The 23,918-nt window shown below is 70.4% G+C and carries 24 protein-coding genes, 2 tRNA genes and 1 pseudogene; 18 read left to right on the top strand and 9 right to left on the bottom strand.

All coding sequences use genetic code 11. From position 1 onward, the window contains the following. Positions 1 to 31: 31 nt before the first annotated feature. The 5 genes from QEZ54_RS23355 to QEZ54_RS23335 form a co-directional block, all read right to left on the bottom strand. Positions 32 to 1,282, bottom strand: coding sequence for a sugar ABC transporter permease (locus QEZ54_RS23355; RefSeq protein WP_281306839.1), 1,251 nt, complete (start codon positions 1,280 to 1,282; stop codon positions 32 to 34). Further along, positions 1,279 to 2,109 carry an ATP-binding cassette domain-containing protein gene (locus QEZ54_RS23350; protein ID WP_281306838.1) on the bottom strand — a complete coding sequence of 277 codons (831 nt, stop codon included), beginning with the start codon at positions 2,107 to 2,109 and terminating at the stop codon, positions 1,279 to 1,281. Before QEZ54_RS23350 ends, QEZ54_RS23355 begins: the two co-directional genes overlap by 4 nt. 18 nt (positions 2,110 to 2,127) lie before the next feature. Further along, entirely contained in the window at positions 2,128 to 3,216 is a 1,089-nt protein-coding gene (locus QEZ54_RS23345) for a sugar ABC transporter substrate-binding protein (RefSeq protein WP_281306837.1), read from the bottom strand. 137 nt (positions 3,217 to 3,353) lie between these two features. Further along, positions 3,354 to 4,307 carry a M23 family metallopeptidase gene (locus QEZ54_RS23340; RefSeq protein ID WP_281306836.1) on the bottom strand — a complete coding sequence of 318 codons (954 nt, stop codon included), beginning with the start codon at positions 4,305 to 4,307 and terminating at the stop codon, positions 3,354 to 3,356. A gap of 304 nt (positions 4,308 to 4,611) precedes the next feature. Then, positions 4,612 to 5,796 (bottom strand): cytochrome P450, encoded by a 1,185-nt coding sequence (locus QEZ54_RS23335; RefSeq protein WP_281306835.1) that lies wholly within the window; start codon positions 5,794 to 5,796, stop codon positions 4,612 to 4,614. A gap of 255 nt (positions 5,797 to 6,051) precedes the next feature. Here QEZ54_RS23335 and ppdK point away from each other — a divergent pair, with 255 nt between their 5' ends. Continuing rightward, entirely contained in the window at positions 6,052 to 8,679 is a 2,628-nt protein-coding gene (ppdK, locus tag QEZ54_RS23330; RefSeq protein ID WP_281306834.1) for a pyruvate, phosphate dikinase, read from the top strand. A gap of 91 nt (positions 8,680 to 8,770) precedes the next feature. Continuing rightward, complete coding sequence (locus tag QEZ54_RS23325) at positions 8,771 to 9,118, top strand: VOC family protein (RefSeq protein ID WP_281306833.1); 348 nt, start codon at positions 8,771 to 8,773, stop codon at positions 9,116 to 9,118. Positions 9,119 to 9,266: 148 nt separating this feature from the next. On the opposite strand, the pseudogene QEZ54_RS23320 reads toward QEZ54_RS23325, so the two are convergent. Next, positions 9,267 to 9,440 (bottom strand): annotated as a pseudogene (locus QEZ54_RS23320) (carbohydrate-binding protein); the annotation flags it as partial. Positions 9,441 to 9,639: 199 nt separating this feature from the next. Between QEZ54_RS23320 and QEZ54_RS23315 the strand changes: the two are divergent. Then, positions 9,640 to 9,969 (top strand): hypothetical protein, encoded by a 330-nt coding sequence (locus QEZ54_RS23315; RefSeq protein ID WP_281306832.1) that lies wholly within the window; start codon positions 9,640 to 9,642, stop codon positions 9,967 to 9,969. 73 nt (positions 9,970 to 10,042) lie between these two features. Then, entirely contained in the window at positions 10,043 to 11,254 is a 1,212-nt protein-coding gene (locus QEZ54_RS23310) for a deoxyguanosinetriphosphate triphosphohydrolase (protein WP_281306831.1), read from the top strand. Here the strand turns inward: QEZ54_RS23310 and QEZ54_RS23305 are convergent. Together QEZ54_RS23305 and QEZ54_RS23300 are read right to left on the bottom strand one after the other, a co-directional pair. Continuing rightward, a complete protein-coding gene (locus QEZ54_RS23305) occupies positions 11,251 to 11,439 on the bottom strand; it encodes a hypothetical protein (protein WP_281306830.1) in 189 nt (62 codons plus the stop codon). The genes QEZ54_RS23310 and QEZ54_RS23305 overlap by 4 nt on opposite strands. 160 nt (positions 11,440 to 11,599) lie before the next feature. Further along, entirely contained in the window at positions 11,600 to 12,079 is a 480-nt protein-coding gene (locus QEZ54_RS23300; protein ID WP_281306829.1) for a hypothetical protein, read from the bottom strand. Positions 12,080 to 12,187: 108 nt separating this feature from the next. Between QEZ54_RS23300 and dnaG the strand changes: the two genes are divergently transcribed. From dnaG to QEZ54_RS23270, 6 genes are all read left to right on the top strand, one after another. Continuing rightward, positions 12,188 to 14,035, top strand: coding sequence for a DNA primase (gene dnaG, locus QEZ54_RS23295; RefSeq protein ID WP_281306828.1), 1,848 nt, complete (start codon positions 12,188 to 12,190; stop codon positions 14,033 to 14,035). Next, positions 14,035 to 14,544, top strand: a complete 510-nt coding sequence (locus QEZ54_RS23290; protein WP_281306827.1) for a hypothetical protein — start codon at positions 14,035 to 14,037, stop codon at positions 14,542 to 14,544. Before dnaG ends, QEZ54_RS23290 begins: the two co-directional genes overlap by 1 nt. 79 nt (positions 14,545 to 14,623) lie before the next feature. Next, complete coding sequence (locus QEZ54_RS23285) at positions 14,624 to 15,538, top strand: ABC transporter ATP-binding protein (protein ID WP_281306881.1); 915 nt, start codon at positions 14,624 to 14,626, stop codon at positions 15,536 to 15,538. After that, complete coding sequence (locus QEZ54_RS23280; RefSeq protein WP_281306826.1) at positions 15,538 to 16,293, top strand: ABC transporter permease; 756 nt, start codon at positions 15,538 to 15,540, stop codon at positions 16,291 to 16,293. The genes QEZ54_RS23285 and QEZ54_RS23280 overlap by 1 nt, the downstream gene beginning before the upstream one ends. Before the next feature lie 10 nt (positions 16,294 to 16,303). Then, positions 16,304 to 17,125, top strand: coding sequence for an ABC transporter permease (locus tag QEZ54_RS23275; protein ID WP_281306825.1), 822 nt, complete (start codon positions 16,304 to 16,306; stop codon positions 17,123 to 17,125). Between the two features lie 168 nt (positions 17,126 to 17,293). After that, positions 17,294 to 18,190: a hypothetical protein gene (locus QEZ54_RS23270; RefSeq protein WP_281306824.1), complete on the top strand. Its 897-nt coding sequence runs from the start codon at positions 17,294 to 17,296 to the stop codon at positions 18,188 to 18,190. A gap of 80 nt (positions 18,191 to 18,270) precedes the next feature. Here QEZ54_RS23270 and QEZ54_RS23265 read toward each other — a convergent pair whose 3' ends face one another. Beyond that, positions 18,271 to 18,477, bottom strand: coding sequence for a hypothetical protein (locus QEZ54_RS23265; RefSeq protein WP_281306823.1), 207 nt, complete (start codon positions 18,475 to 18,477; stop codon positions 18,271 to 18,273). Positions 18,478 to 18,646: 169 nt separating this feature from the next. On the opposite strand from QEZ54_RS23265, the gene QEZ54_RS23260 reads away from it, so the two are divergent. The 8 genes from QEZ54_RS23260 to QEZ54_RS23225 all read left to right on the top strand — a co-directional run bounded on the left by QEZ54_RS23260 (position 18,647) and on the right by QEZ54_RS23225 (position 23,841). Further along, positions 18,647 to 18,722: transfer RNA gene (locus QEZ54_RS23260), tRNA-Asn, on the top strand. Between the two features lie 175 nt (positions 18,723 to 18,897). Further along, complete coding sequence (locus QEZ54_RS23255) at positions 18,898 to 20,340, top strand: hypothetical protein (RefSeq protein ID WP_281306822.1); 1,443 nt, start codon at positions 18,898 to 18,900, stop codon at positions 20,338 to 20,340. A 168-nt stretch (positions 20,341 to 20,508) separates the two neighbouring features. Next, positions 20,509 to 20,582: transfer RNA gene (locus tag QEZ54_RS23250), tRNA-Ile, on the top strand. An 85-nt stretch (positions 20,583 to 20,667) separates the two neighbouring features. Then, a complete protein-coding gene (locus QEZ54_RS23245; RefSeq protein ID WP_281306821.1) occupies positions 20,668 to 21,066 on the top strand; it encodes a hypothetical protein in 399 nt (132 codons plus the stop codon). Next, positions 21,063 to 21,593 (top strand): DUF6036 family nucleotidyltransferase, encoded by a 531-nt coding sequence (locus QEZ54_RS23240; RefSeq protein ID WP_281306820.1) that lies wholly within the window; start codon positions 21,063 to 21,065, stop codon positions 21,591 to 21,593. Before QEZ54_RS23245 ends, QEZ54_RS23240 begins: the two co-directional genes overlap by 4 nt. Before the next feature lie 94 nt (positions 21,594 to 21,687). Further along, positions 21,688 to 22,917 (top strand): hypothetical protein, encoded by a 1,230-nt coding sequence (locus tag QEZ54_RS23235; RefSeq protein ID WP_281306819.1) that lies wholly within the window; start codon positions 21,688 to 21,690, stop codon positions 22,915 to 22,917. A gap of 37 nt (positions 22,918 to 22,954) precedes the next feature. Further along, positions 22,955 to 23,272: an antitoxin VbhA family protein gene (locus tag QEZ54_RS23230; RefSeq protein WP_281306818.1), complete on the top strand. Its 318-nt coding sequence runs from the start codon at positions 22,955 to 22,957 to the stop codon at positions 23,270 to 23,272. Continuing rightward, positions 23,269 to 23,841: a Fic family protein gene (locus QEZ54_RS23225; protein WP_281306817.1), complete on the top strand. Its 573-nt coding sequence runs from the start codon at positions 23,269 to 23,271 to the stop codon at positions 23,839 to 23,841. Before QEZ54_RS23230 ends, QEZ54_RS23225 begins: the two co-directional genes overlap by 4 nt. Positions 23,842 to 23,918: the final 77 nt, after the last annotated feature.

The following is a 23,918-nucleotide window of genomic DNA, read 5'->3' as shown; positions in this document are numbered from 1 at the left end:
AACTGCACCCACCGAACGATCTTGTCTCCGGTCAGCGGCCGTGGGAGGTGCGGGAGCGCTGGACGAGGGCGTCGATCACCACTGCGGCGAGTAGGACGGTGCCGGTCACGATGAGGCGTACGTCCGAGGAGAGGCTCAGCAGTTCCAGGCCGTTGGCGATGGCGCCGATGACCAGGGCGCCCAGCAGGGGGGCGTACCGGCGGGTGCGGCCGCCGAAGAGGCTGGTGCCGCCGATGACCGCCGCCGCGATCGCGTTGATCAGTGTCTCGCCGCTGCCGGACTGCTGGTTGGCGAAGCCGAGCCGCATCGCGGCGACCACGCCGCTGACCGCAGCGAGAGTGCTGCACAGCGTGAACACCGAGATCCGGATCAGGTTGACGTTGATGCCGGCGCGCCGGGCCGCCTCGATGTTCCCGCCGACCGCGAAGATCTTGCGGCCGTACGCGGTGCGCCGCAGCAGCCAGTCGAAGAAGACGACGATGACGATCATGAACACGAAGGTCCACGGCACCCCCCGGTCGAGGTACAGCTTCGCCACGACGATCTGGAGCAGCACGAACAGGATCACCGCGACCGTGATCGGCAGCCACAGCGGCATCACGGGCAGCTCGGTCGAGACGCGGCGGCGCCGGGTCATCAGGCTGAACAGCAGGTAGAGCAGCGGGATCAGGGCGGCCAGCGCGATGGCCAGCCAGCGGGGTACGAACGAGAACTGGGCCAGTCTCACCAGCGTGCCGACCGGCGGCAGGTTGATGGTGCCCTGCTCGCCGAGGATGCGCAGCTGTACGCCCTGCCAGGTGAGCAGGCCGGCCAGGGTCACGATGAACGACGGCACGCCGACCTTGGCGAAGATCGAGCCCTGGATGAGGCCGATGACGGCGCCCGCCAGCACCGCGAGCAGCACGGCGACCCAGGGCCCCAGGCCGTCGCGGACGTGCGTCACGAGTAGGACCGCCGCCGCGACGCCGCTGACCGAGCCGATGGACAGGTCGATCTCGCCCAGCATCAGCACCAGCGTGATGCCGGTGGCCATGATGCCCAGCGCGGCGATCTGCAGGCACAGGTTGACCAGGTTGAACGCGTTGAGGAAGGTCGGGTTCAGGCTCTGGAACACGACGACGATCAGGATCAGGCCGATGATGACCGGCAGTGAGCCGATGTCACCGGTGCGCAGGGTCTGCAGCCAGCCGCCGACGGCGTCCTTCGGGGAGGACAGCTCGGTGGCCGGGGTCGGCGGCGCGACCGCCGGACCGGGGCCGGGATCGGTGACCGGGTCGGTCATGACATGCCGCCTTCCGCGTCGCCGCGCTCTGCCGTCCGGCCGTGCTCCGCCTCGCGCAGCCGCTCCATCCGCTCGGTCACCACGTTCTGGGTGGCGCCGGTGATCGCGGCGATGATCTGCTCGTTGGTGACGTCGGCGGTGCGGAACTCGCCGTTGTTGCGGCCGAGGCGCAGCACCGCGACGCGGTCGGCGACGGCGCGTACGTCGACCATGTTGTGGCTGATCAGGACCACCCCCAGGCCCCGTTCCCGCAGCCGCTCGACCAGGTTCAGGACCTGGGCGGTCTGCGCGACGCCGAGGGCGGCGGTGGGCTCGTCGAGCAGCACCACGCGCGGGTCGCCGAGCAGCGAGCGGGAGATGGCCACGGTCTGCCGCTGGCCGCCGGACAGGGCCGCGACGGGCAGCCGTACGCTGGGAATCCGCGCCGACAGGTCGCGCAGCAGCTTGCCGCTGCGCCGCTCCATCTCGACCTCGTCGAGGCTGGCGCCGCGCTTGAGCTCGCGGCCGAGGAACAGGTTGCCGACCACGTCGAGGTTGTCGCACAGCGCCAGGTCCTGGAAGACGGTGGCGATGCCCAGCTCCTGCGCGGCGTGCGGGGTGTCGATGCGTACGTCGGTGCCGTTGAAGGTGATGGTGCCGCCGTCGGGCGGGCCGACCCCGCAGATCACCTTGACCAGGGTCGACTTGCCCGCGCCGTTGTCGCCGACCAGGGCGACCACCTCCCCGGCGTGGACGTCGAGGTCCACGCCGGTCAGCGCCTGCACCGCCCCGAACCGCTTGTCGATGCCCCGCAGCGACAGGATCGGCCTGCTGGACATGGTGCTCATGGCAACCCCCTCAGGGCGTCAGGACAGCCCGGCCGCCTGGCACGCGGCGGTGTACGCCGAGGTGCAGATCTGCTGGGTGGTGTAGAGGCCGTCCTTGACCACGGTGTCCTTGATGTTGCCCTGGTTGACGACGACCGGTTCGAGCAGGAACGAGGGGACCGCGCCGGAGCCGTTGTCGACCGTCTTGCCGGTGCTCGGCTTGTTGCCCTTGACCAGGTCCACGGCCAGCGTCGCGGCCTGCTCGGCCTCGGGCTTGAACGCCTTGTACACGGTCATGTACTGGTCGCCGGAGACGATGCGCTGGATGGCGGCGAGTTCGGCGTCCTGGCCGGTGGTGGGCGGCACGGGGTCGATGCCCGCGGCGCGCATGGCGGCGATGGCGCCACCGGCGGTGCCGTCGTTGGCCGCGTACACCCCGGCGAAGCCGTCCTTGCCCAGCTGGGCGATCTGGCCCTCCATGAACTTCTGCGCGTTCTCGGGCTTCCACTCGGGCGTGAAGTAGTCGGGCGTGGGGACGGTCTTGAAGCCGGAGTTGTCCAGCGCGCTGTGCGCGCCCTTGTTGAACTGCTTGGCGTTGTTGTCCGTGGGCGAACCGTTGATCATCACGATGTCGCCGGAGGTCTTGCCCTGCTCCTTGAGCCGGTTGACCAGCGCCTCACCCTGCAGCTGCCCGACGCGCTCGTTGTCGAAGGAGATGTAGTAGTCGATCGGCGCGTTCTGGATCAGGCGGTCGTACGAGATCACCGGCACGCCCTTGGACTTGGCCAGCGAGGCGATGGTGCCCGCGGCCGCGCCGTCGACGGGGTCGAGCACCAGCACCTTGGCGCCGTTGTTGAGCGCGGCCTCGGCCTGCTGCTGCTGGCGGCTCTGGTCCTGCTGGGCGTTGCTGTAGATGACCTCGCAGTCGGGGCACAGCTCCTTGACCTTGGCCTCGAACAGCGGGCGGTCGTGCTGCTCGTACCGGGTGGTCTGGGACTCGGGCAGCAGGAGGGCGATCTTCCCGCCGCCGGAGCCGCCGCCACCCGAGTCCGAGCCGCTCTCGCACCCCGCGGCGGCCAGGGCCAGCAGCGACGCCGTGACCACGGCGAGCACGTCACGCTTCCTCATGCGAACCTCCCTCACGGAATACGACAGATCGTATTACTCACACATTCAGTGCAAGTCGGTTCGCGGAATCCCATACAGTTCGGCCCGGACCCCTGGGGGGAGGTCCGGGCCGAACTTCGGGGGGTGGGTGTGCAGGTCTAGCAGCCGCTGATGGCGAGGCCGTGGTCGCGCAGCCAGGGGGCGGGGTTCACCTGGTTCCACATGCCCTTGTGGATCTCGAAGTGCAGGTGCGGGCCGGTCGAGTCGCCGGTCGAGCCTTCCAGGCCGAGCACGTCGCCCGCCTTGACCTCGTCACCGACCGACACCTTGTCCTGGGACATGTGGGCGTAGTGGCTCAGGTAGCCGTTGTGGTGGTCGACCACGACCGAGATGCCGTAGCCGCTGTACGCCCAACCGGCGCTGACCACGGTGCCGGCGCCGACCGCGTGGATCGGGGTGCCGCTGGGCATCGCGAAGTCGATGCCCTTGTGCATGGTGCCCCAGCGGGCGCCGAAGCACGAGGTGATCTGGGCGCCGGGCAGCGGGATGGTCCACAGCGGCTTGGCGACGGGCTTCGGCTTCGGCTTGGGGGCCACCGGCTTCGGCACGGGCTTCGGCGTCGGCTTCTTCGTCACGGTGGGCTTCGGCTTCGGCTTCGGCGCCGGCTTCTTGGCCACCGTGGGCTTCGGCTTCGGCTTCTTGGTGACGGTCGGCTTCGGCTTGGCGGAGGCCGACGGGCTCGGCGAGGCCGAGGGGGAGGGCGAGGCCGACGGCGTGGCGACCGGGCGGTCGGCGCGGCTGGCGCTGTCGGCGACCATCAGCGCCCGCTCGGCGAGCGCGTCGGCCAGCGGGCCGGTGACGGCGCGGGGGGTGAGGGCGACGGTCGGCGCGGCGTCGACCACGGCCGGCTGCGCGCCGGTGTCGGGGTCGGCCTGGTGGAGCATGGCGAAGGCGCCGGCTCCGGCCAGGGCCGAGGTGGTGACGGCGACCAGGGCCGCCCGTGAGTGACGGGCGAGGCCACCACGGAGGCGGTCGGTGAGGCCGACGACCTGCGCGCGGCTCGTGTCGGACAGTCCGGGGGTGTTGTGCTGGGCACGTCGGAAGTACTTCACGGGGGTGGGGGCCTTTCGTTGTCGTCCTTGCCAACGAGGAAGGCCATCGTGCCTGGTCAGTGAGCCGACTCACCAGCCCTAGGGGGAATCCCCTGCCCCGGTCGGTGAGATTTCCTCCCCTTCTGGTCCTGTTGCGTCCAGAAAAGGGGAGCTTGAGAGGATGTGATATGACTCACACCAAGCCCGTTTTGGTGGCATTTTGAGCCGGCGGTGATCCCGTCCGGATAGGCGGCCGGCTCTCGATCGGGGCTCCGAAGGCCCCCGTGCGCCCCGATCGAGTAGCTCAGCGCACCCCGACGGTAACTCAGCGTAGAACTACCGGCAACTCGTCCAGCGCCCGCAGCAGCACCCCGGACTTCCAGGTCAGCTCATCCAGCGGCCGGGCCGGGCGCATCTTCGGGAACCGGTCGAGCAGGTCGTGGATGGCGATCTGCGCCTCCAGCCGGGCCAGCGGGGCGCCCAGGCAGTAGTGCAGCCCGTGGCCGAAGGCCAGATGCTGGTTCTCCGCGCGCGCCGGGTCGAACCGGTCCGGGTCGGCGAAGGCCTGCGGATCGTGGTTGGCCGACAGCAGGCTGACCATGACGATCGCCCCCGCCGGGACGACCACCCCGCCGAAGTCCACCGCCTCCTTGGCCAGGCGCACCGTCGCCGTCTTCACCGGGCTCTCGATCCGCAGGAACTCCTCGATCGCCGCGGGCAGCAGCGACGGGTCGGCGCGCAGCCGGTCGGCCTGCTCCGGGTGGGCCAGCAGCAGGTGCAGGCCGTTGCCGATGAGGTTGACCGTGGTCTCGTGCCCGGCGATGAGCAGCAGGAACACCATCGAGGTCAGCTCGTCCTCGGTGAGCCGGTCGCCGTCGTCGGTCGCCGTGATCAGCGCCGACATCAGCGCGTCGTCGGGCTCGGCCCGCTTGGCCGCGATCAGCTCGCGTACGTAGCCGATCATCGCCATGATCGCCTTGCCGGTCTCCTCCGGCGGGGCGTAGGCGCCCGCGACGATGGTGTTCGACCAGTTCCGGAAGCTCTCCCGGTCGGCCATCGGCACGCCGAGCATCTCGCAGATGACCTGGAGCGGCAGCGGGAAGGCGTACGCGTCGAGCAGGTCGGCCTCGTCGGCGCCGTCGAGGCCGGCCAGCAGCTCGTCGGAGATGCGCTGGATCGCGGGGCGCAGGTCGGCCACCCGCCGGGGCGTGAACACCGACGAGACCAGGCGCCGCAGCCGGGTGTGGTCGGGCGGGTCCACCGACAGCATGTGGCTGCTCACCGCGTTGTGGATCTCGGGCGGGAAGGCGATGGCGCCGCCGAGCCGCATCGGGCCCAGATCCTTGGTCAGGCGCGGGTCGGACAGCGCCCTGCGGACGTCGTCGTGCCGGGTGACGAACCAGACGGTGCTGTCGGCCTTCAGCGCGATCTCGTGGACCGGTGCCTCTTCGCGCAGCTGGGCGTAGACGGGATGGGGGTCGCGGGTCGCTTCTGGACCGAACGGATGCATGGTCGGACGCTACCAACCGGCAGGGCCGCCCGGCTGCCCCATTCACGCATGCCGGTGAATGTGTCCTGGCCCACGTACCGGTGCTCGATATGCGCGGTCGTGCGCATGGGAACGCTCCCCAAAAACCGTACGAACGGCACAGACTTCTATTTGTGTGCCGATAATCACCAGCTCCTCCTAAGTTTCCTTACCCGGCGTTAAGGTCCGCGCAAGACTGGGTGGTGGCAGCGCCGCCCATGATGCTGGAGGGTCTCGATGACGAAGTACGTGTACGACTTCGCCGAGGGTCACAAGGACCTCAAGGATCTACTCGGCGGCAAGGGTGCGAACCTGGCGGAGATGGTGCGGCTCGGGCTGCCCGTCCCACCCGGCTTCACCATCACCACCGAGGCCTGCCGCGAGTACCTGGCTGCGGGCGAGCCCCCCGCGGAGCTGGCCGGGCAGGTCGACGCGCACCTGGCGGCGCTGGAGCAGACGATGGGCCGGACCCTGGGCCAGCCGGACGACCCGCTGCTGGTCTCGGTGCGCTCGGGCGCCAAGTTCTCGATGCCCGGCATGATGGAGACCGTCCTCAACGTGGGCCTCACCGACGCCAGCGTCGGCGGCCTGGCCGCGGTCAGCGGCAACGAGCGGTTCGCCTGGGACTCCTACCGCCGACTGATCCAGATGTTCGGTAAGACCGTCTGCGACGTGCCCGGCGAGGCCTTCGAACACGCGCTCGACCAGGTCAAGGGCGGCCGCGCCGACGTCGAGCTGAGCGCCGGCGAGCTGCGCGAGCTGGTCGGCACGTTCAAGCAGATCTTCGCCGAGCACACCGGCCGCGACTTCCCGCAGGACCCGCGCGAGCAGATGGACCTGGCCGTACGCGCCGTCTTCGACTCCTGGAACGCCCCGCGCGCCGTGGTCTACCGACGCCAGGAGCGCATTCCGGCCGACCTGGGCACCGCCGTCAACATCGTGGCGATGGTCTTCGGCAACCTCGGCCCCGACTCGGGCACCGGCGTCGCGTTCACCCGGGACCCCGCCACCGGCGCGACCGGCGTCTACGGCGACTACCTGGCCAACGCCCAGGGCGAGGACGTGGTCGCGGGCATCCGCAACACCGTGCCGCTGCAGGAGCTGGAGCAGCTGGACAAGGTCTCGTTCGACCAGCTCACCGACATCATGCGCACGCTGGAGCAGCACTACCGCGACCTGTGCGACATCGAGTTCACCATCGAGCGCGGCAAGCTGTGGATGCTGCAGACCCGGGTCGGCAAGCGCACCGCCGCGGCCGCCTTCACCATCGCCTCGCAGCTGGTCGACGAGGGCCTGATCGACCTGGACGAGGCGCTGCGGCGGCAGAGCGGCGCCCGCCTGGCCCAGCTGATGTTCCCCACCTTCGACGCTGCCGCCACCGGCGAGCCGATCGCCGAGGGCGTCGCCGCCTCGCCGGGCGCGGCCGTCGGCCAGGCCGTGTTCGACTCGGCCCGCGCCGTCGAGCTGGCCGCGCAGGGTAAGAAGGTGATCCTCGTCCGCCGCGAGACCAACCCCGACGACCTGCCCGGCATGATCGCCGCCCAGGGCATCCTCACCAGCAAGGGCGGCAAGACCTCGCACGCCGCCGTGGTCGCCCGGGGCATGGGCAAGACCTGCGTCTGCGGCGCCGACGAGCTGACCGTCGACACCGCCGCCGGGGAGTTCACCGTGCACGGCACGACCGTCCGCGAGGGCGACGTGATCTCGGTCGACGGCACCAGCGGCAGGGTCTACCTGGGCGAGGTCCCGGTGCAGCCCAGCCCGGTCGTCCGCTACTTCGACGGCGACCTGGCCCCCGACGCGGACGCGCTGGTGGCCGCCGTACACCGGCTGCTCACCCACGCCGACCAGCGGCGCCGGCTGGCCGTACGGGCCAACGCCGACACCGGCGAGGACGCCGCGCGCGGCCGCCGCTTCGGCGCGCAGGGCATCGGGCTGTGCCGGACCGAGCACATGTTCCTGGGCGAGCGCCGGGCGCTGGTCGAGCGGTTGATCCTCGCCGAAGGCGAGCGCGAGCAGGAAGACGCGCTGGCCGCGCTGCTGCCGCTGCAGCGCGACGACTTCGTCGAGATCTTCCGTGCGATGGACGGCCTGCCGGTCACGATCCGCCTGATCGACCCGCCGCTGCACGAGTTCCTGCCGCCGCTGGAGGAGCTGGCCGTCACCGTCGCCACCGCGCGGACCCCCGACCCGCACGCGGAGAAGCTGCTCGCGGCGGTACGCCGGATGCACGAGCAGAACCCGATGCTGGGCCTGCGCGGCGTACGGCTGGGGCTGGTCATTCCGGGGCTGTTCGGGATGCAGGTGCGGGCCATCGCGCAGGCCGCGGTCAAGGCCCGCGCCGAGGGCGGCGACCCGCGCCCCGAGATCATGGTCCCGCTGGTCGGCGCGGTCCAGGAACTCGAGGCGGTACGGATCGACGCCGAGCGCATCCTCAAGGAGGAGGACCTGGCCGGCGTGCCCATCGGCACGATGATCGAGGTACCCCGGGCAGCGCTGACCGCCGACCAGATCGCCGAGGCGGCCGACTTCTTCTCCTTCGGCACCAACGACCTCACTCAGATGGGCTGGGGCTTCTCCCGCGACGACGTCGAGGGCTCGTTCTTCGGCCGGTACCTGGAGCTGGGGGTCTTCGGGGTGTCGCCGTTCGAGACCATCGACCGCGACGGCGTCGGGCGCCTGGTCCGCATCGCCGTGGCCGAGGGCCGCCAGGCCCGCCCCGACCTCAAGATCGGGGTCTGCGGCGAGCACGGCGGCGACCCCGACTCGGTCCGCTTCTTCGACGAAGTGGGGCTGGACTATGTGTCCTGCTCTCCGTTCCGCACCCCGGTGGCCAGGTTGGAGGCGGGCCGGGCGGCGCTCTGAGCGAGTTTGCCGTAGACCGAACTGCCCGTGGCAGATCGGGCATTCTGGGCGTACGCTGTCCGCACTCTGTCCACACCGGCAGGAGGCGGCGATGGGGCTGCACTGGCATGGCACCGCAGTGGACGCCGGGGATCCGGCGCGGCTGGCCCGCTGGTGGGCGGAGGTGCTCCACTTCCGCATCCTGGAGGAGCGTCCCGACGTCGTCGCCATCGCGCGCGAGGCGGGCTCGTACCCCGGGATGCTGTTCGTGAAGGCCGGCGCCGCGCGCGCCGGCCGCAACCGGCTCCAGCTGGAGCTGGCCACCGACGACCTCGCGGCCGACATCGAACGCCTGGTGGACATGGGCGCGCGGCACGTCGCGGCGGCCGCCGCCCACACCCCCTGGACCGTCCTGGCCGACCCGGAGGGCAACGAGTTCCGCCTCCTACCCCCGGCCTGACCCGCCACCGCCCCGTCCCGCCCCGCGCTGGCCGCGGCCCGGCCGCGGGCACGGCCCCGTTTGAAGTTGCCGGGCAGTCGGGCGTATCAAGGCCGTGCATTCGCCCGACTGCCCGGCAACTTGAACGATCACGGTGCGCCGTGCGAGGTCAGTGCCGGAACTGAAGCCAGTCGGTGTTGACGAAGTCGGCGGGCTGGCCGCTGGTGAAGGTCAGGAAGACCGTGTGGGTACCGGTCACCGCGCCCACGTTCGCCGGGATGCTCTGCCAGCTCGTCCAGCCGCCGGTGTTGGCGATGGCGAAGCTGCCGATCGGGCGGGTCGAACCGAGGTTCACCCCGTCGAACTGCAGTTTCGGGGAAAGTGCACGAATGGCCGCCAAGATTCCTGCACTTTCCCCGAAACTGCGGCGATCTACGTGGCAGGGCCGGTCCCCATATGAGGGTATATCCGTTTTGGGGGGTGGTCGGTACGGTGGGGTGCGTCGCCTTTCGTCGGGTTCGATGAGATTGGGAAGGTGTGCCATGGCTCGTTCGATCCGCATCCTGTACCGCGGCCAAAGGGGCGTGATCCGGAAGAACTGGAACTGGGACGCCATCAATCTGGACTCGGCCGTCGTCATCACCGCCGCGGAGTTCACGCCGGTGTTCGGTGGCCTGTTCGGACCCAAGACGCTCGGTCGGCCGCTGCTCGGCGCCGCGCACGTCTTCGTGACGAACGTCGGACCCCACGGCGCGGGCGGTGAAGCCGGCGGAGTGGAGTTCCTGCTGCACGTCAATTGGGAGACCCCGCTGGACGTCGTCGTCACGATCACGGTGCTGGACGACATCGAGACCTTCGAGCAGCCGCAGTGAGCATCGTCCGGCCGGGACTCGGGACCCGCCTGGTCCACCACGGAGCGTCGTCGGTACGCCGTACGCTTGGTTGATGGTTGATCCCAGCGAGCGGTTCGCCACCGAGCCCGGCAAGGACACCGGTTCCGGGCGCAGCCCGTACGAGCGGGACCGGGCCCGGGTGCTGCACTCGGCCGGGTTCCGGCGCCTGGCCGCCAAGACGCAGGTGCACACGGCGGGCAGCGGCGACTTCCTGCGTACCAGGTTGACGCACTCGATCGAGGTGGCGCAGATCGCCCGCGAGATGGGCGCCCGGCTCGGGTGCGACCCGGACGTCGTCGACGTCGCCGGTCTCGCCCATGACCTGGGACATCCGCCGTTCGGCCACAACGGAGAGGATGCGCTCGACGAGGTGGCGCGGCCGTGGGGCGGCTTCGAGGGCAACGCGCAGACACTGCGGGTGCTGTCGCGGCTGGAGGCCAAGGTGGAGGGTGCCGGCCTCAACCTGACCCGGGCCTCCCTCGACGCGACCTGCAAGTATCCGTGGCCGCGCCGCGAGGGCACCCGCAAGTTCGGCGTCTACGCCGACGACCGCCCCGTCTTCGACTGGATCCGCCTGGGCGTCCCGGAGTCCGACCGGCGCTGCCTGGAGGCGCAGGTCATGGACTGGTCCGACGACGTGGCGTACTCGGTGCACGACGTGGAGGACGGATTCTTCTCCGGCTTCATCTCGCTGCGGCCGCTGCTGGACGACGCCGACGAGCGGGCCGCGCTCTGCGCCGACGTGGCCCGGGTGTACTCGTCGGAGTCGGCCGCCACGCTGGCGGCGGCGCTGGGCGAGCTGCTGGCCGATCCGGCGGTGGCGCCGCTGGCGGGTTACGACGGGTCGTACCGGGCGCAGATCGCGCTCAAGGCCTGCACCAGCGCGCTGACCGGCCGCTTCGTCGCCGCCGCCCTGGACGCCACCCGGGACAAGTATGGTGACGGCCGGCTGCGCCGCTACGACGCCGACCTGATCGTGCCCACGTCGGCCCGCATCCGCTGCGCCCTGCTGAAGGGCATCGCCCTGCGGTACGTGATGCGCCGCCGGGGCATGGAGCCCTGGTACACCCGGCAGCGCGAGATCCTGACCGAGCTGGTGGCGCTGCTGGCCGACCGGGCGCCCGACGAGCTGGACCCGATGTTCGCGCCGCTGTGGCGCGAGGCCGCCGACGACACCGCCCGCTGGCGCGTCATCATCGACCAGGTCGCCTCCCTCACCGACCCCGCCGCCCAGTCCTGGCACCACCGCCTGACGAGCAGCTAGTCGGTCGCCTTCGGATGTCCCGTCCCGGCGTGCCTGATCCTGCAGATCCGGGCGTCGCGGTCGACGAGGTACCAGACCCGGCCGCCCGAGGTGACCTCGTACTGCCACTGGTCCAGCGCTCGGCCGTCGTGCACCCCGGAGCCGAGTTCACGCTTGAGCCGGTGCTGCCGTTCGGTGGGCGGCACCGGGCAGGGCTCGGCCCGGATCGCGTCGTAGGCGGCCCTGGTGTTGGCGGGTGCCTGGCGGCAAGCTCCTCCCAGCCCTTGGCCGCATCGTTGGTCGCGAACTTCAGGGTGTACTCGCCGGTCACGGCGGGCGGTGCCACCCGGTCTCCACGCTTCGGGCTCACTGGTCCTCCGGCCGGGGGACGGGGCCGAAGTCGCCTTCGGACGGCGCCGTCAGGATGCGGTGGAGATCGGGATCGGCGTACACCTCGGCGGTGTGCCGCCACTGCGCGAGCAGCACGGAGATGGGGGCCACGTTGCCGACAGCCGCAGCCGCCTCCGCGACCTCGATGAACTCGGCGGCGAACTCGTCGACGGCGGGCGGCGGCAGGAATCGGATCCAGGGCAGGGCGGCGGGCAGTACGTGGCGCAGCAGTGCTGAACCGCCCGGTTGCCGCACCATGCCGGAGAGCAGGGCGGCGGTCAGGTCGACGACCTCGTTCTCCTGCTCGGCGCGTTTGGCCGACATCAGCACCAGGTCATCGGCCTCGCCGCGCCGCTGGAGCCGCACCGCGCGAGCGCGGGCGAGGCGGCTGATGGTGGCCGTAGGCTCCCGCAGCAGCTCGGAGAGTGGCGCCACCTCGAACGGTACGCTGGTCATGAATTCAATGCTACTTCAGAAGTCGTGGTCATACGGGACGTGGCCGGGGCCACGTCAGGGCGGGATCGGTCGTGCGGGGCGTCGGTGGGGGCTGGCAGGATGTAGCCCATGGCTGGGGGACGCGTACGCGACGAGGACATCGCGCTCGTGCGCGAGCGCAGTTCGATCGTGGACGTCGCCGGTGAGCAGGTCACCCTCAAGAACGCCGGTGGCGGGAACCTGAAGGGCCTGTGCCCGTTCCACGACGAGAAGACGCCGTCGTTCACCGTGTCGCAGGGTCGCAACGTGTGGTTCTGCCACGGCTGCGGCGAGGGCGGCGATGTGATCAACTTCGTCCAGAAGATCGATCACCTGACCTTCATGGAGGCGGTCGAGCGGCTGGCCGACCGCGCCGGCATCCAGCTGCGCCGGATCGAGGGCGGCCCGGCCGCGCCCCGCCCGCAGCAGGGCCAGCGCCAGCGCCTGGTCGCCGCGCACGCCGCCGCCGCCGAATTCTACGCCGAGCAACTGCTCACCCCGGGTGCGCGCGCGGCGCGCGAGTTCCTCGCCCAGCGCGGCTTCGACCGCGACGCCGCGCAGCGCTACGGCTGCGGCTTCGCCCCGGCCGACTGGGACCTGCTGACCAAGCACTTGCGCGGCCGCGGCTTCGGCAACGCCGAGCTGGAGACCGCGGGTCTGGCCCGCCCGGCGCGTTCGGGCAGCATGGTGGACCGGTTCCGGCGGCGGCTGCTGTGGCCGATCCGCGACGTGTCCGGCGACGTGATCGGGTTCGGCGCGCGCAAGCTGTTCGACCACGACGACGGCCCGAAGTACCTGAACACCCCCGAGACCCCGCTGTACAAGAAGTCGCACGTCCTCTACGGCATCGACCTGGCCAAGCGGGACATCGCCCGGCAGGGGCGGGCGGTGATCGTCGAGGGGTACACCGACGTCATGGCCTGCCACCTCGCGGGCGTGACCACCGCCGTGGCGACCTGTGGCACCTCGTTCGGCACGGACCACATCGGGGTGCTGCGTCGGCTGCTGCTGGACACCGACACGTTCGCCGGGGAGATCATCTTCACCTTCGACGGCGACGCCGCCGGGCAGAAGGCGGCGCTGCGGGCGTTCGGCGACGACCAGCGGTTCGTCGGGCAGACGTTCATCGCGGTCAGCCCGGACAGCATGGACCCGTGCGAGCTGCGCCTGGCAAAGGGCGAACTGGCCGTGCGCGACCTGGTCGCCAGCCGGGAGCCGCTGATCGCGTTCGCGCTGCGCTCGACGCTGGCCCGGTTCGACCTGGACACGGTCGAGGGCCGGGTCGCGGCGCTGCGCGCCACCGCCCCGATGGTCGCCAAGATCAAGGACAGGTCACTGCTCACCGGGTACGCGCAGAAGCTCGCCGGTGACATCGGCGTCGACGTCGACCAGGTGCGCACGGCCATCCGCAACGCCTCCAGCGACAATCCGGCACCCGCCCCGCGCCCGGCCGCCCCCGCGCCCGACAACCCGCGCCTGGTGGTCGAGCGCGAGGCGCTGAAGCTCGCCGTGCAGAATCCGGTGCTGGCCGGGCCGGTCTTCGACGCCGTCGACGAGACGCACTACGCGCACCCGCCGCACCAGGCGGTGCGCGCCGCGATCGCCGCCGCGGGCGGGGCCAGCACGGGCGTGGCCGGGCCGAGCTGGGTCAACGCCGTCCGCGACGCGTGCGGCGATCTCGGCGCGCAGATGCTGGTGCTGGAGCTGGCGGTCGAACCGGTGCGCTACGACGGCGAGCCCGACTCGACGTACCTGCACGTGGTGCTGGTGCGGCTGCAGCTGGCCGTGCTCAACCAGCGGATCGGCGACGTGAAGTCGAAGCTGCAGCGGATCAACCCGGTGACCGACGCCGACGCGTACCGGGCGAGGTTTACCGAGCTGGTCGCCCTGGAACAGCATTCCCGGGCTTTGAAGGAGAAGGCCGCGGGAGGGCTGTGATGGCGTTTTCACTGTTCAAGGGGCGCCGGGTGCTGCCCGCCGAGCGCCGCCCGGCGCTGGAGCGCGAGGAGCGGGTGCTCGCGTGGGCGCCCACGGGCGAGGACACCGTGGTGGCGACCAACCTCGGCCTGTGGTGGGGCGGCGTGCGCACCGGCTGGCACCGCATCGACAAGGCGGCCTGGGACGGCGAGGTCCTGGTGGTCACCCCGGCCACGGTCGCCGACGAGCGCGCCGGATACGAGGTCGTCGCCGATGCGCCGCCGGTGCGGCTGCCGCTGACCGACCCCGATCACCTGCCGCACCAGGTGCAGTTGCGGGTCACCGGCTCGGTGCGCCATCCGATGCACCACGACGTGCCCGGCGGCGGCCTGTGGGTCTTCGCGCGGCGGGTCCCCGGCCAGGACGGCCTGGTCTGGACGGTCCGGTACGACGAGGGCACCGACCCTGACGACCCGGCCGTCACCGCCGCGACCGACCAGCTCGTCGCGGCGGCGCGCAACGATCTATGAACAGGTAAAACCTGTTGCCGGATTGTCGGTCGGTGCGGATAGGGTCGCCGACGTGACAGAGCAAGCCGCCAGGCCACCCATGATCTACGCCCGCAACCTGGTGAAACGCTTCGGCGACTTCACCGCGGTCGACGGCATCGACCTGGAGGTGGCGCCCGGCGAGGCGTTCGGCTTCCTCGGTCCCAACGGCGCGGGCAAGTCGTCGACCATGCGCATGATCGGTTGCGTCTCCCACCCGACCAGCGGTGAGCTGCGCATCCTCGGCATGGACCCGGTGGGCGAGGGCTCGAAGATCCGCGGTCGGCTGGGCGTGTGCCCGCAGATGGACAACCTCGACCCGGACCTCACCGTCTTCGAGAACCTCACCACGTACGCGCGCTACTTCGGCATCCCGCGCGCCGAGGGCCGCCGCCGCGCCGCCGAGCTGCTGGAGTTCGTGCAGCTCACCGAGAAGGCGGGCAGCACCGTCGAGCCGCTGTCGGGCGGCATGAAGCGGCGCCTGTCCATCGCCCGCGCGATGATCAACGAGCCGGACCTGGTGCTGCTGGACGAGCCGACCACCGGGCTGGACCCGCAGGCCCGCCACCTGCTCTGGGAGCGGCTGTTCCGGCTCAAGCAGCGCGGCGTCACCCTGGTGCTGACCACGCACTACATGGACGAGGCCGAGCAGCTGTGCGACCGGCTCGTGGTGATGGACGGCGGGAAGATCGTGGCCGAGGGCTCGCCCCGGCACCTGATCGAGGCCCACTCCACCCGCGAGGTCGTCGAGCTGCGCTTCGGCGACGAGACCCCGGCGTCATACGTGGAGAAGCTGGCCGGGATCGGCGAGCGGCTCGACCCGCTGCCCGACCGGCTCCTGCTGTACAGCGCCGACGGCGACGCCGCCGTCAGCGAGGTGCACCGGCGCGGCTTCACCCCGTCCAGCGTGCTGGTGCGCCGCTCGACGCTGGAGGACGTGTTCCTCATCCTCACCGGCCGGACGCTGGTCGACTGATGGGCGGCACGTTCGCGGTGCTGGAGCGGCACCTGACCCTCTACCGGCGGCTGTGGCAGGCGTCGGTCTTCTCCTCGTTCATCCTGCCGATCCTGTTCGTGGTCAGCATCGGCATCGGCGTCGGCGGCTACGTCAGCGACATCGGCGGGGTGAGCTACCTGGCCTGGATCGTGCCGGGCGTGCTCGCCTCGACCGCGTTCCAGCAGGCCGTCGGCGAGTCGACCTTCTCCGTGCTGGGCGACTTCAAGTGGGTGCGCGGCTACCACGCCATGCGGGCCACGCCGGTGCGCATCTGGGACATGGTCGCGGGCTGGCTGCTCTACATCGTGTTCCGGGTGCTGATCGGGGCGGTCGCGTTCCTGGCGGTCAGCGCGTTCTTCGGGGCGATCCACTCGGCCTGGGTGGTGGTCACGCCGCTGGTGTGCGCGCTGCTCGCGGTGGCCGTGGCGGCGCCGACGATCGCGTTCTCCGCCCGGATCGAGAACGACAGCTACTTCGCGATGCTGTTCCGGTTCGTGGTCATCCCGTCGACGCTGTTCGCCGGGGTGTTCTTCCCGGTGTCGCAGCTGCCCGAGGCGCTGCGGGTGCTGGCGTACCTGTCGCCGCTGTGGCACGCGGTCGAGCTGTGCCGGTCGGCCACGCTGGGCGTCGCGCCGCCCTGGCCGGTCTGGGCGCACCTGGGCTACCTGGTGCTGTGGGCGGTCGGCGGCAGCCTGCTGGCGTACGCGTCGTACCGGCGCCGGCTGAAGGACTGAGGGGAAGCACATGGTCACCACGTACGCCGTGGCGCGGGCCGCCCGTGAGGGGCTGGTCTCGCCGTCGCGCATCTTCTCGGTCATCAACCGCAACGTCGGGGCGCTGCGCTCCGGCCCCTCCTACTGGATCGTGCTCGCGTCGGGCTTCCTGGAGCCGGTGCTCTACCTGCTGTCGATCGGCGTCGGTGTCGGAGCGCTGGTCGGCGATCTGACGCTCAAGAACGGCCAGGTCATGTCGTACCCCACCTTCGTCGCCCCGGCGATGCTGGCGGTGGCGGCGATGTCGGGCGCGCTGTCGGAGACGACCTTCAACTTCTTCTTCAAGTTCAAATACTCCAAGACCTACGAGGGCATGCTCGCCACGCCGCTGCGCCCGATGGAGATCGCGCTAGGCGAGCTGGTCTGGGCCATCACCCGGGGCTCGGTGTACACCGGCGCGTTCCTGGTCCTCATGGTCGTGATGGGGCTGACCACGGCACCGCTGGCGCTGCTGGCCTTCCCGGCCACGATCCTGATCGGCCTGGCGTTCGGCGGGGTCGGCATGGCCGTCAGCACGTTCGTGCGCGGCTGGCAGGACTTCGACCTGATCACCGCGGGGCAGTTCTCGCTGTTCCTGTTCTCGGGCACCTTCTCGCCGGTGCAGGACTACCCGCTGCCGGTCGAGGTGCTGATCGCGCTCACTCCGCTCTACCACGCGGTGGAGCTGGTCCGGGGCATCACCACGGGCGCCTTCGCCTGGTCGATGCTGCTGAACGTGGCGTACCTGCTGGTGATGTTCGCGATCGGCCTGTGGGTGGCCGGACGGCGGATGACCTCGGTGCTGTGCCGCTGACCCTGACCGGGTGAAAGGGCCGCTCCCGCACGTGCGGGAGCGGCCCTCTTGACGTGAATGAGAAGATGAGCGAGATCAAGTTCATTACCTCATTAGCTACCCTCTATTTGTCTGATGTGGATCAGGCGAGTACTTTCTCGGCAACACCGCGCCGTGCGGAGGTGACCGATGCGCCTACGACACCCCGACGGACAGACCGTGCACGTGGCGACGGTCGTCTCCGTCGAGAACGTCAAGGACGTGCGCGGCCTCCTGCGGCGCCTGGACGCCGCCGTGGTGCCCCAGCGCCAGCGCCTGCTCGCCGACGTGCTCAGCATCAGCCTCCGGCTCGGCCCCATCCTCGCCACCACGCTCGCCTCGTCCATCGGACTGCGGCGGCGCCTGCGCAGCGAGCTCGCCAGCCGCTCCCTCGAAGTGGTCACCCTCGACGCCGGCGCGGAGGCGACCCCCGCCGACGGCACCTGGCGCAGCTGGTGGCTGTACACCCTGGATCTGGCCCGGGTGCTGGTCGACCTGATGCCCGAGGACAGCGGCCACGGCTCGGTCTCCACCACGCTGCCCCGGTTCGGCACCGAGCACGCCGACAGCCACCGCGAGATCGCCGCCCGGCTGCTCAGCGACCTCAGCGCCGGACTCACCGAGGTCGCCTGGCACACCGGCCGTCTCGTCCGCGTCGCCGTCGAAGCCGCCCCGCAGACGCTGGTCGGCGGCTCCGGCGACATCGTGTCGCTGCTCGGACGGGCCGACCCGGCCCGGATCGGCGCCTGCCTGAGCCCGGCCCATCTGCTGCACTCCGCCGAGAGCGCCACCCAATCGGTCAACCAGCTGCGCAAGGCGAAGCTTTCGGTGGTCAAGGTACGCCTCGGCCGCCACGACGACCCCGAACAGGCCGAACTGGCCCGCTCCATGCTCGCCGCCGTGCTCGGCGGCCCGCACGCAGACTGCGACCACCTCGAAGTCGACGACGTCGAGGAGCTCGACGCCGCCCGCGACGAACTCGGCGTAGTGGGCCTGGACGGCGCCGCCGACCGCCCCCTGCCCGGCGCCGGCCGCTCCGCCGCCTGACGACCCGCACAAGTTGCCCGGCGATCGGGCGTATCGCGGTGAGAGATACGCCCGATCGCCGGGCAACTTCGATGGGCCGGCTACACGTGCTGGTTGAGTTTGCGCAGGCCCTCGTCGTAGATGCGGGCCGCCTGCGCCTGCACCACACCGGCGGCCTCCTGGACCGTCGGGTGGTCCATCACCTTCCGGGCGGTGATCACCAGCTCGTCGTACTTCTCACGACCGGCACGAGTGCCGAACACATACCCGGCCGCCGCACCCGCGGCGAACCACCACAGCTTGCTCATCGTGGCTCCTGTCCTCGATCGCGTGTTGTGTCCCATCCTGCCTGGTAGCCGAGCTCCAGGACACCGGACGGGCCCAGGGGTTACCCGTTTGCCATACCCGGGGTGGTGTCCTGTACTCTTGTCGAGGCGCGGTGCGATGGAGAGATCCGGAGCACAGCGTCGAGCACATTCCCCTGTAGCTCAATTGGCAGAGCAGCCGGCTGTTAACCGGCAGGTTCTTGGTTCGAGTCCAAGTGGGGGAGCCAGACCGAAGACCCCGAGCCATCGGCTCGGGGTCTTCTTCGTCGTGTGCCCCGCCTCCGCGGCCGTGGTGCGACCCGTCCGGTCATTCGAGCGTTTTGTGCCTTCTGAGCTGCATAAACTCCGGATCGGGTGTTTTCGCACCGTATCTCGCGGTCATTCGTACACCGGAGGCAATGCATGACGACGGCAAGCCGTCCGCACCACAGAATCCTGTCCGCCGCCCGAGCCGGGCTGCTGAGCCTCGGGCTCGCGGCCACGCTGGCCGCCACCGCGCCCGGTGCGCCGGGTGGACGCCTCACCGAGGCAGGATTCGCCACCGCGTCAGCGGTGACCCTGACCAGCACCGCGGCCCACACCACGATCGGCGGCACGATCCACGACCACGCGGAGCTGTCCGGCGCGGTCGACCCCACCGGCACGATCACGTTCCACCTGTACATCCGGTTCGACACCGAGTGCAGCGTCGAGATCTTCTCCTCGACCGTGGCGGTCGACGGCAACGGCCCGTACGACTCAGCGCCCTACACGCCGACCGAGATCGGGGACTACCCGTGGATCGCCGAGTACAGCGGCGACGCGAACAACCCGCCGGTGTCGACCCCGTGCAGCGATTACGCCGAGATCAGCGGCGTGTCGCCAGCGCAGCCGAAACTGCAGACCAACGCCTCGCCCGACGTCGTGCTCGGCAACCCGATCCACGACACCGCGATGGTCACCGACGGCCACGCCCCGATCGGAGGGGTCGAGTTCTACCTGTTCGGACCGGACGACGCGAACTGCACCGGCCCGGTGGTGTTCCGGTCGTACAAGTCGTTGGACGGCGACGGGTCGTACGATTCGGCCGAATTCACGCCGACCAGGCCCGGGACCTACCGCTGGGTCGCCGGCATTCTGGGCGACGAGGAGAACGACTCGGTCAGCGGGCACTGCAACCAGCCGAACGAGGAGGTCACGGTGACGGTGCGGGGCCTGAGCCTGGCGACGCAGGCGTCCCCTAACGTCGCCGTGGGCGGCAGGATCAGCGATGCCGCGACGCTGACCGGCGGCGACCAGCCGACCGGCACGATGACCTTCCGGCTGTACGGGCCGAACGACTCGGACTGCGCGAAAGCCCCGGCGTTCACGGGGACCGCCGTGGTGGACGGCAACGGGGTGTACTCCTCGGGGGAGTTCGCGCCGACCAAGGCCGGGACCTACCGGTGGATCGCCGCCTACAGCGGCGACACGGACAACGAGCCGGTCGCCGGTGCCTGCAACGACACGGGGGAGCGGGTGATCGTGAGCCCGCGGACCGCGCCGAAGCTGGTCACGGACGCCTCCGCCAACACCCTGGTCGGGCGGGTGGTCCGTGATGTGGCGACCCTGTCCGGCGGCAGCAGCCCCACCGGCACGATCAAGTTCACGCTGTACGGGCCCAACGACCCGACCTGTGCGAAGGTGGCCTTCACCCGCACGGTCACCATCTCGGGCAACGGCACGTACCGGTCCGGGGACTTCCGGCCCGGCAAGGCCGGCACCTACCGGTGGCGGGCCGAGTACAGCGGGGACAGCCGCAACGGCAGCGTCCTCACCGCCTGCGACGATGCCGCGGAACGGGTGATCGTCCGGCCGCTGTCCTGACCAGGGCACCGCCTCTGACTGATCCCGGTGGTTCCGGCCCAGGCGTCGGGACCGCCGGGATCGTCCGCGGCGCCGGTGGGCGGGCTCGTTGCCGCTGCCCCGCTTAATCGGGTATGAAGACAGCGGGCCGGAACGGTTACGCTAAGGCCCGCCGACCGAGGTCGGCTCGGGGCGGTAGCTCAGCAGGTTAGAGCAGGGGACTCATAATCCCTCGGTCGCGGGTTCGAGTCCCGCCCGCCCCACTTTGATCTTGTATGCGAAATCGGGCTGTCGAGAGGCTTTGCACGAGGCACGGCCAATGGCAAGGTGTGTACTACTGTCGGTGGCGTGACGGAGCGCGGTCGTAGCGTGGCGTACCAGCCGTTGACCTTGGCGCGGCTGGGCGCGCTGCTGGTCGACGCCGACGAGTCGCGGCGTTGGCGGCTGGTGGCGGAGTTTCTGGAGGAGTACCGCTGGGAGCCCCCCGATACCCGGCAGAGCATGTTGGCGGCCGAGCCGCCCGGTACCGGCGACCAGCGGTGGGACGTGTTTCTGGCCGCGTTGGCTGAGCATCTGGCGGCGCGCGACGGTCGAGGGGCTCCCGCCTGGGGCGAGTCGAGATCGCTGCGGCGGTTGTGGTTCCCGTTCAACACCCGCGCGGCTCGGGTAGATGCGCTGGTCCATGCGCCAGCGGCGTTCCGGCGGCGAGGCGTGTACGTCGCGGCCCAGGAGCTGGAGGTCGCATGAGTGTCGGCGATCCGCTGCTCGATCGGGCCGCGATCGAGGATGCGTTCCGTCGGCTCGGGGAGCGGCTGGCGCGCCGCGGTGTCATCGCGGACCTGTATGTGTTCGGCGGCGCGGCGATGGCGCTGGCGTATGACGCCCGCCGGTCGACACGTGACATCGACGCCGTGTTTCAGCCTCACGGAGTCGTGCTCGACGAGGCCAGGGCGGTTGCTGCTGATCTCGGCCTGCCGCAGTGGTGGCTCAACGAGCAGGCCAGGGCCTACGTGGCACCGGGTGGTGACCCTGCCGCCCCCCGCGTGTTCGACCATCCAGGGCTGCGGGTGTCGGCGGCCTCCCCGGAACATCTGCTGGCGATGAAGGTTCTCGCCGCACGGCGGCGGGACGCCGACGACATCCGGTTCCTCGTCGAGCGGCTGAACCTCACCACGGTCGAGGAGGTGCTGGCACTGTGCGCTGAGGTGTTCCCGGACGAAGAGGTGCCGGCACGGGCTCGCCTGGTGCTCGAAGACGCCTTCGGCGACCGGTGAAACCATCGTGGCGATGGAACGGATGAACCGAGAGCAGTTCTACGCCGCGACGGGCGCGTTGAGCCGGGAGTAGCTGCAAAAGGCGTTGTGGACCGTGTACTGGCGGGGGACGGCGGCAACCCGTGAGCGGGTCGAGGCCGAGCTCGTCTCGGCGCGGGCGGTGACGGTCCGGCAGCGCACGGCCGCCGCGGTCGATCCGCAGGCGGTGCTGGCCGAGGTGCGGCAGTTCGTGGAACTGGCGCGGGCGGGTTCGTACATCGCGGGGGACCGGCGGGTGCGGCCGAAGGAGCGTACGCAGTGGCGGTTCACGTTCAAGCGGTTGGTGTCCCAGTCTCGCGACGCGCTGCGGGCAGGCGACGGCACAGTAGGCGCCGCTGCGCTTGAGGTGCTTCTCGACCTGGCCAGTGACCTGCGCACGTACCTGTACTTCCGGTCCGAGGACGCGGTGGAGGCGGCTGGGATCGTGGTGTCGGATGAGGTCGCGGTGCTGTGGGGGCGGCTACTGGAACGGGAAGGGCTAGCGGCGTTCTGCGAGCGGGCGATGCCGCAGTTCATCCGTTGGGAGTCGCAGTACGGGGGGACGCTTCGGGGATACGGAAAGGTTGCGGAAAGGGAGGTGCCGCTGGTGACGGTGTTGGAGCGGATGCTGCCCGCGCCCGACTGCTGGACGTTGGCCGCCGACGCCTACCTAACCGCGCTCGACCGGTTCGTTCCGGTGAAGACGCCGAGATCACGCCGCTCCTGGGACGACGACCGCACCCACCGCGAGCGGCCGGGGGCGCTGGCGCTGTGGCACGAGATGCTGTTGGACCGGTTCGTCGGCACCGACGAGGAGGACCGTCTCGACCGGCTCACCGCCCACCCGGCACTGGACGGGCCCGAGATCGTCTACCTGCGGGCACGGCTCGCCCTCCGGCGAGGGGACACCGGCCGTGCCACCATGCGCTGGTGCAGGAATGCCTCGACGCCCTGCCCGGACACCGTGACTTCCTCGACTTCGCCGCCGAGATCGGTGCGCCGCTACCGGAGCGGGCGAGGCGGGCGGGCCGTCACGACTGGTGACCCGTCGGTGGGTGCGGGTCATCAGCCGCTGCGGTGGTGCTCGGTGTCCGTCGTGACCTTGCTGTCTGTACCGGCAACCGATCACCCGCGACGGTCAGCGCCGATTTCGCATTCTGCCGCGCCCGCCCCACCTCGGTCTGTGGGCGGTTTCGCATCGCGCCGCCAGCCCCAGGCCGCTCTCGCTCTCGTCCATGCTCCGGCAGGCGGTCGGGCGGCGCGGCATCCACGTCACCGCCCAGGATTTAGTTGCGTCTTGCGGTAGCCATCAAAACGTGTACACACTCGGGTACACTACAGAGATGCTGATCGAGACGTTGTCGGTACGTGAAGCGCGAGAGCAGTTGCCGAGCGTACTGGAACGGTTTCGCAATGGTGACCGTACTCCGGTGGGTGTGGGTTCACATCGCAAGACGGAGGCGGTCATGGTTCCGGTCGAGGTGTTCGACGAACTCACCGCCGAGCGAACGAGGTCGCTGGCGCAGGCGGCGGCATCGGTACGGGCCGAAGGTCTTACGGCCGCCGCCGAAGTCGACGCCATCACCGAGCGCTGGGCGCGTGGTGAGATCAGCACCGCGCAGATGCGTGAGCTTGTCCGGCAGTTGTACGGCGCATCGTGACCATCGATCCGTACCTGGACCCCGACAGCGGGGTACTGCGTAATCGGTTGGGGATCTCCGACCATGCGCGACTGCGTGAGGTGGAGGCGGGCCTGACGTTGGCGGCGTTGGCGGACCTCGGCACGCGGACGCTGCCTGGTGGCTACGACCTGACTCACCTGCAGTCCTTCCATCGGGAGATCTTCGGCGACCTCTATTCATGGGCCGGTGAGGTCAGAGCTGTGGGTATCGCCAAATCCGATCCGTTCTGCCTGCCGCAGCACATCGAGGCGTACTCGGCAGAGGTGTTCGGCGGCCTGGCGAAGGAGCGTTACCTGCGGGGGCTGCCGCGCGAAGGCTTCCTCGATCGGTTGGCTCACTACTTCGCCGAGGTGAACGCGATCCACCCGTTCCGTGAAGGCAACGGCCGGGCGCAGCGCGCTTTCTTCCGCCAGCTCAGCCGCGAAGCGGGTTGGCCCATCGACTGGTCGGATCTCGACCCGGACGCCAACAAGGATGCATCGATGGCGTCACTTCGCGGCGACAACGGCCCGCTTCGCGGTCTCTTCGACGGCTTGGTGGCGCGCTGAAGTTCGCCGTACCTCCGATGCCCGGGGAGTTGCCGCAGCCGTCGGTGCTCTTCGGGTCACGCAGCCTTCAACGGTGG

The sequence above is a fragment of the Catellatospora sp. KI3 genome (genome assembly GCF_029948125.1).
Lineage (GTDB): Bacteria > Actinomycetota > Actinomycetes > Mycobacteriales > Micromonosporaceae > Catellatospora.
This window is presented reverse-complemented; position numbering and strand designations above follow the sequence as displayed.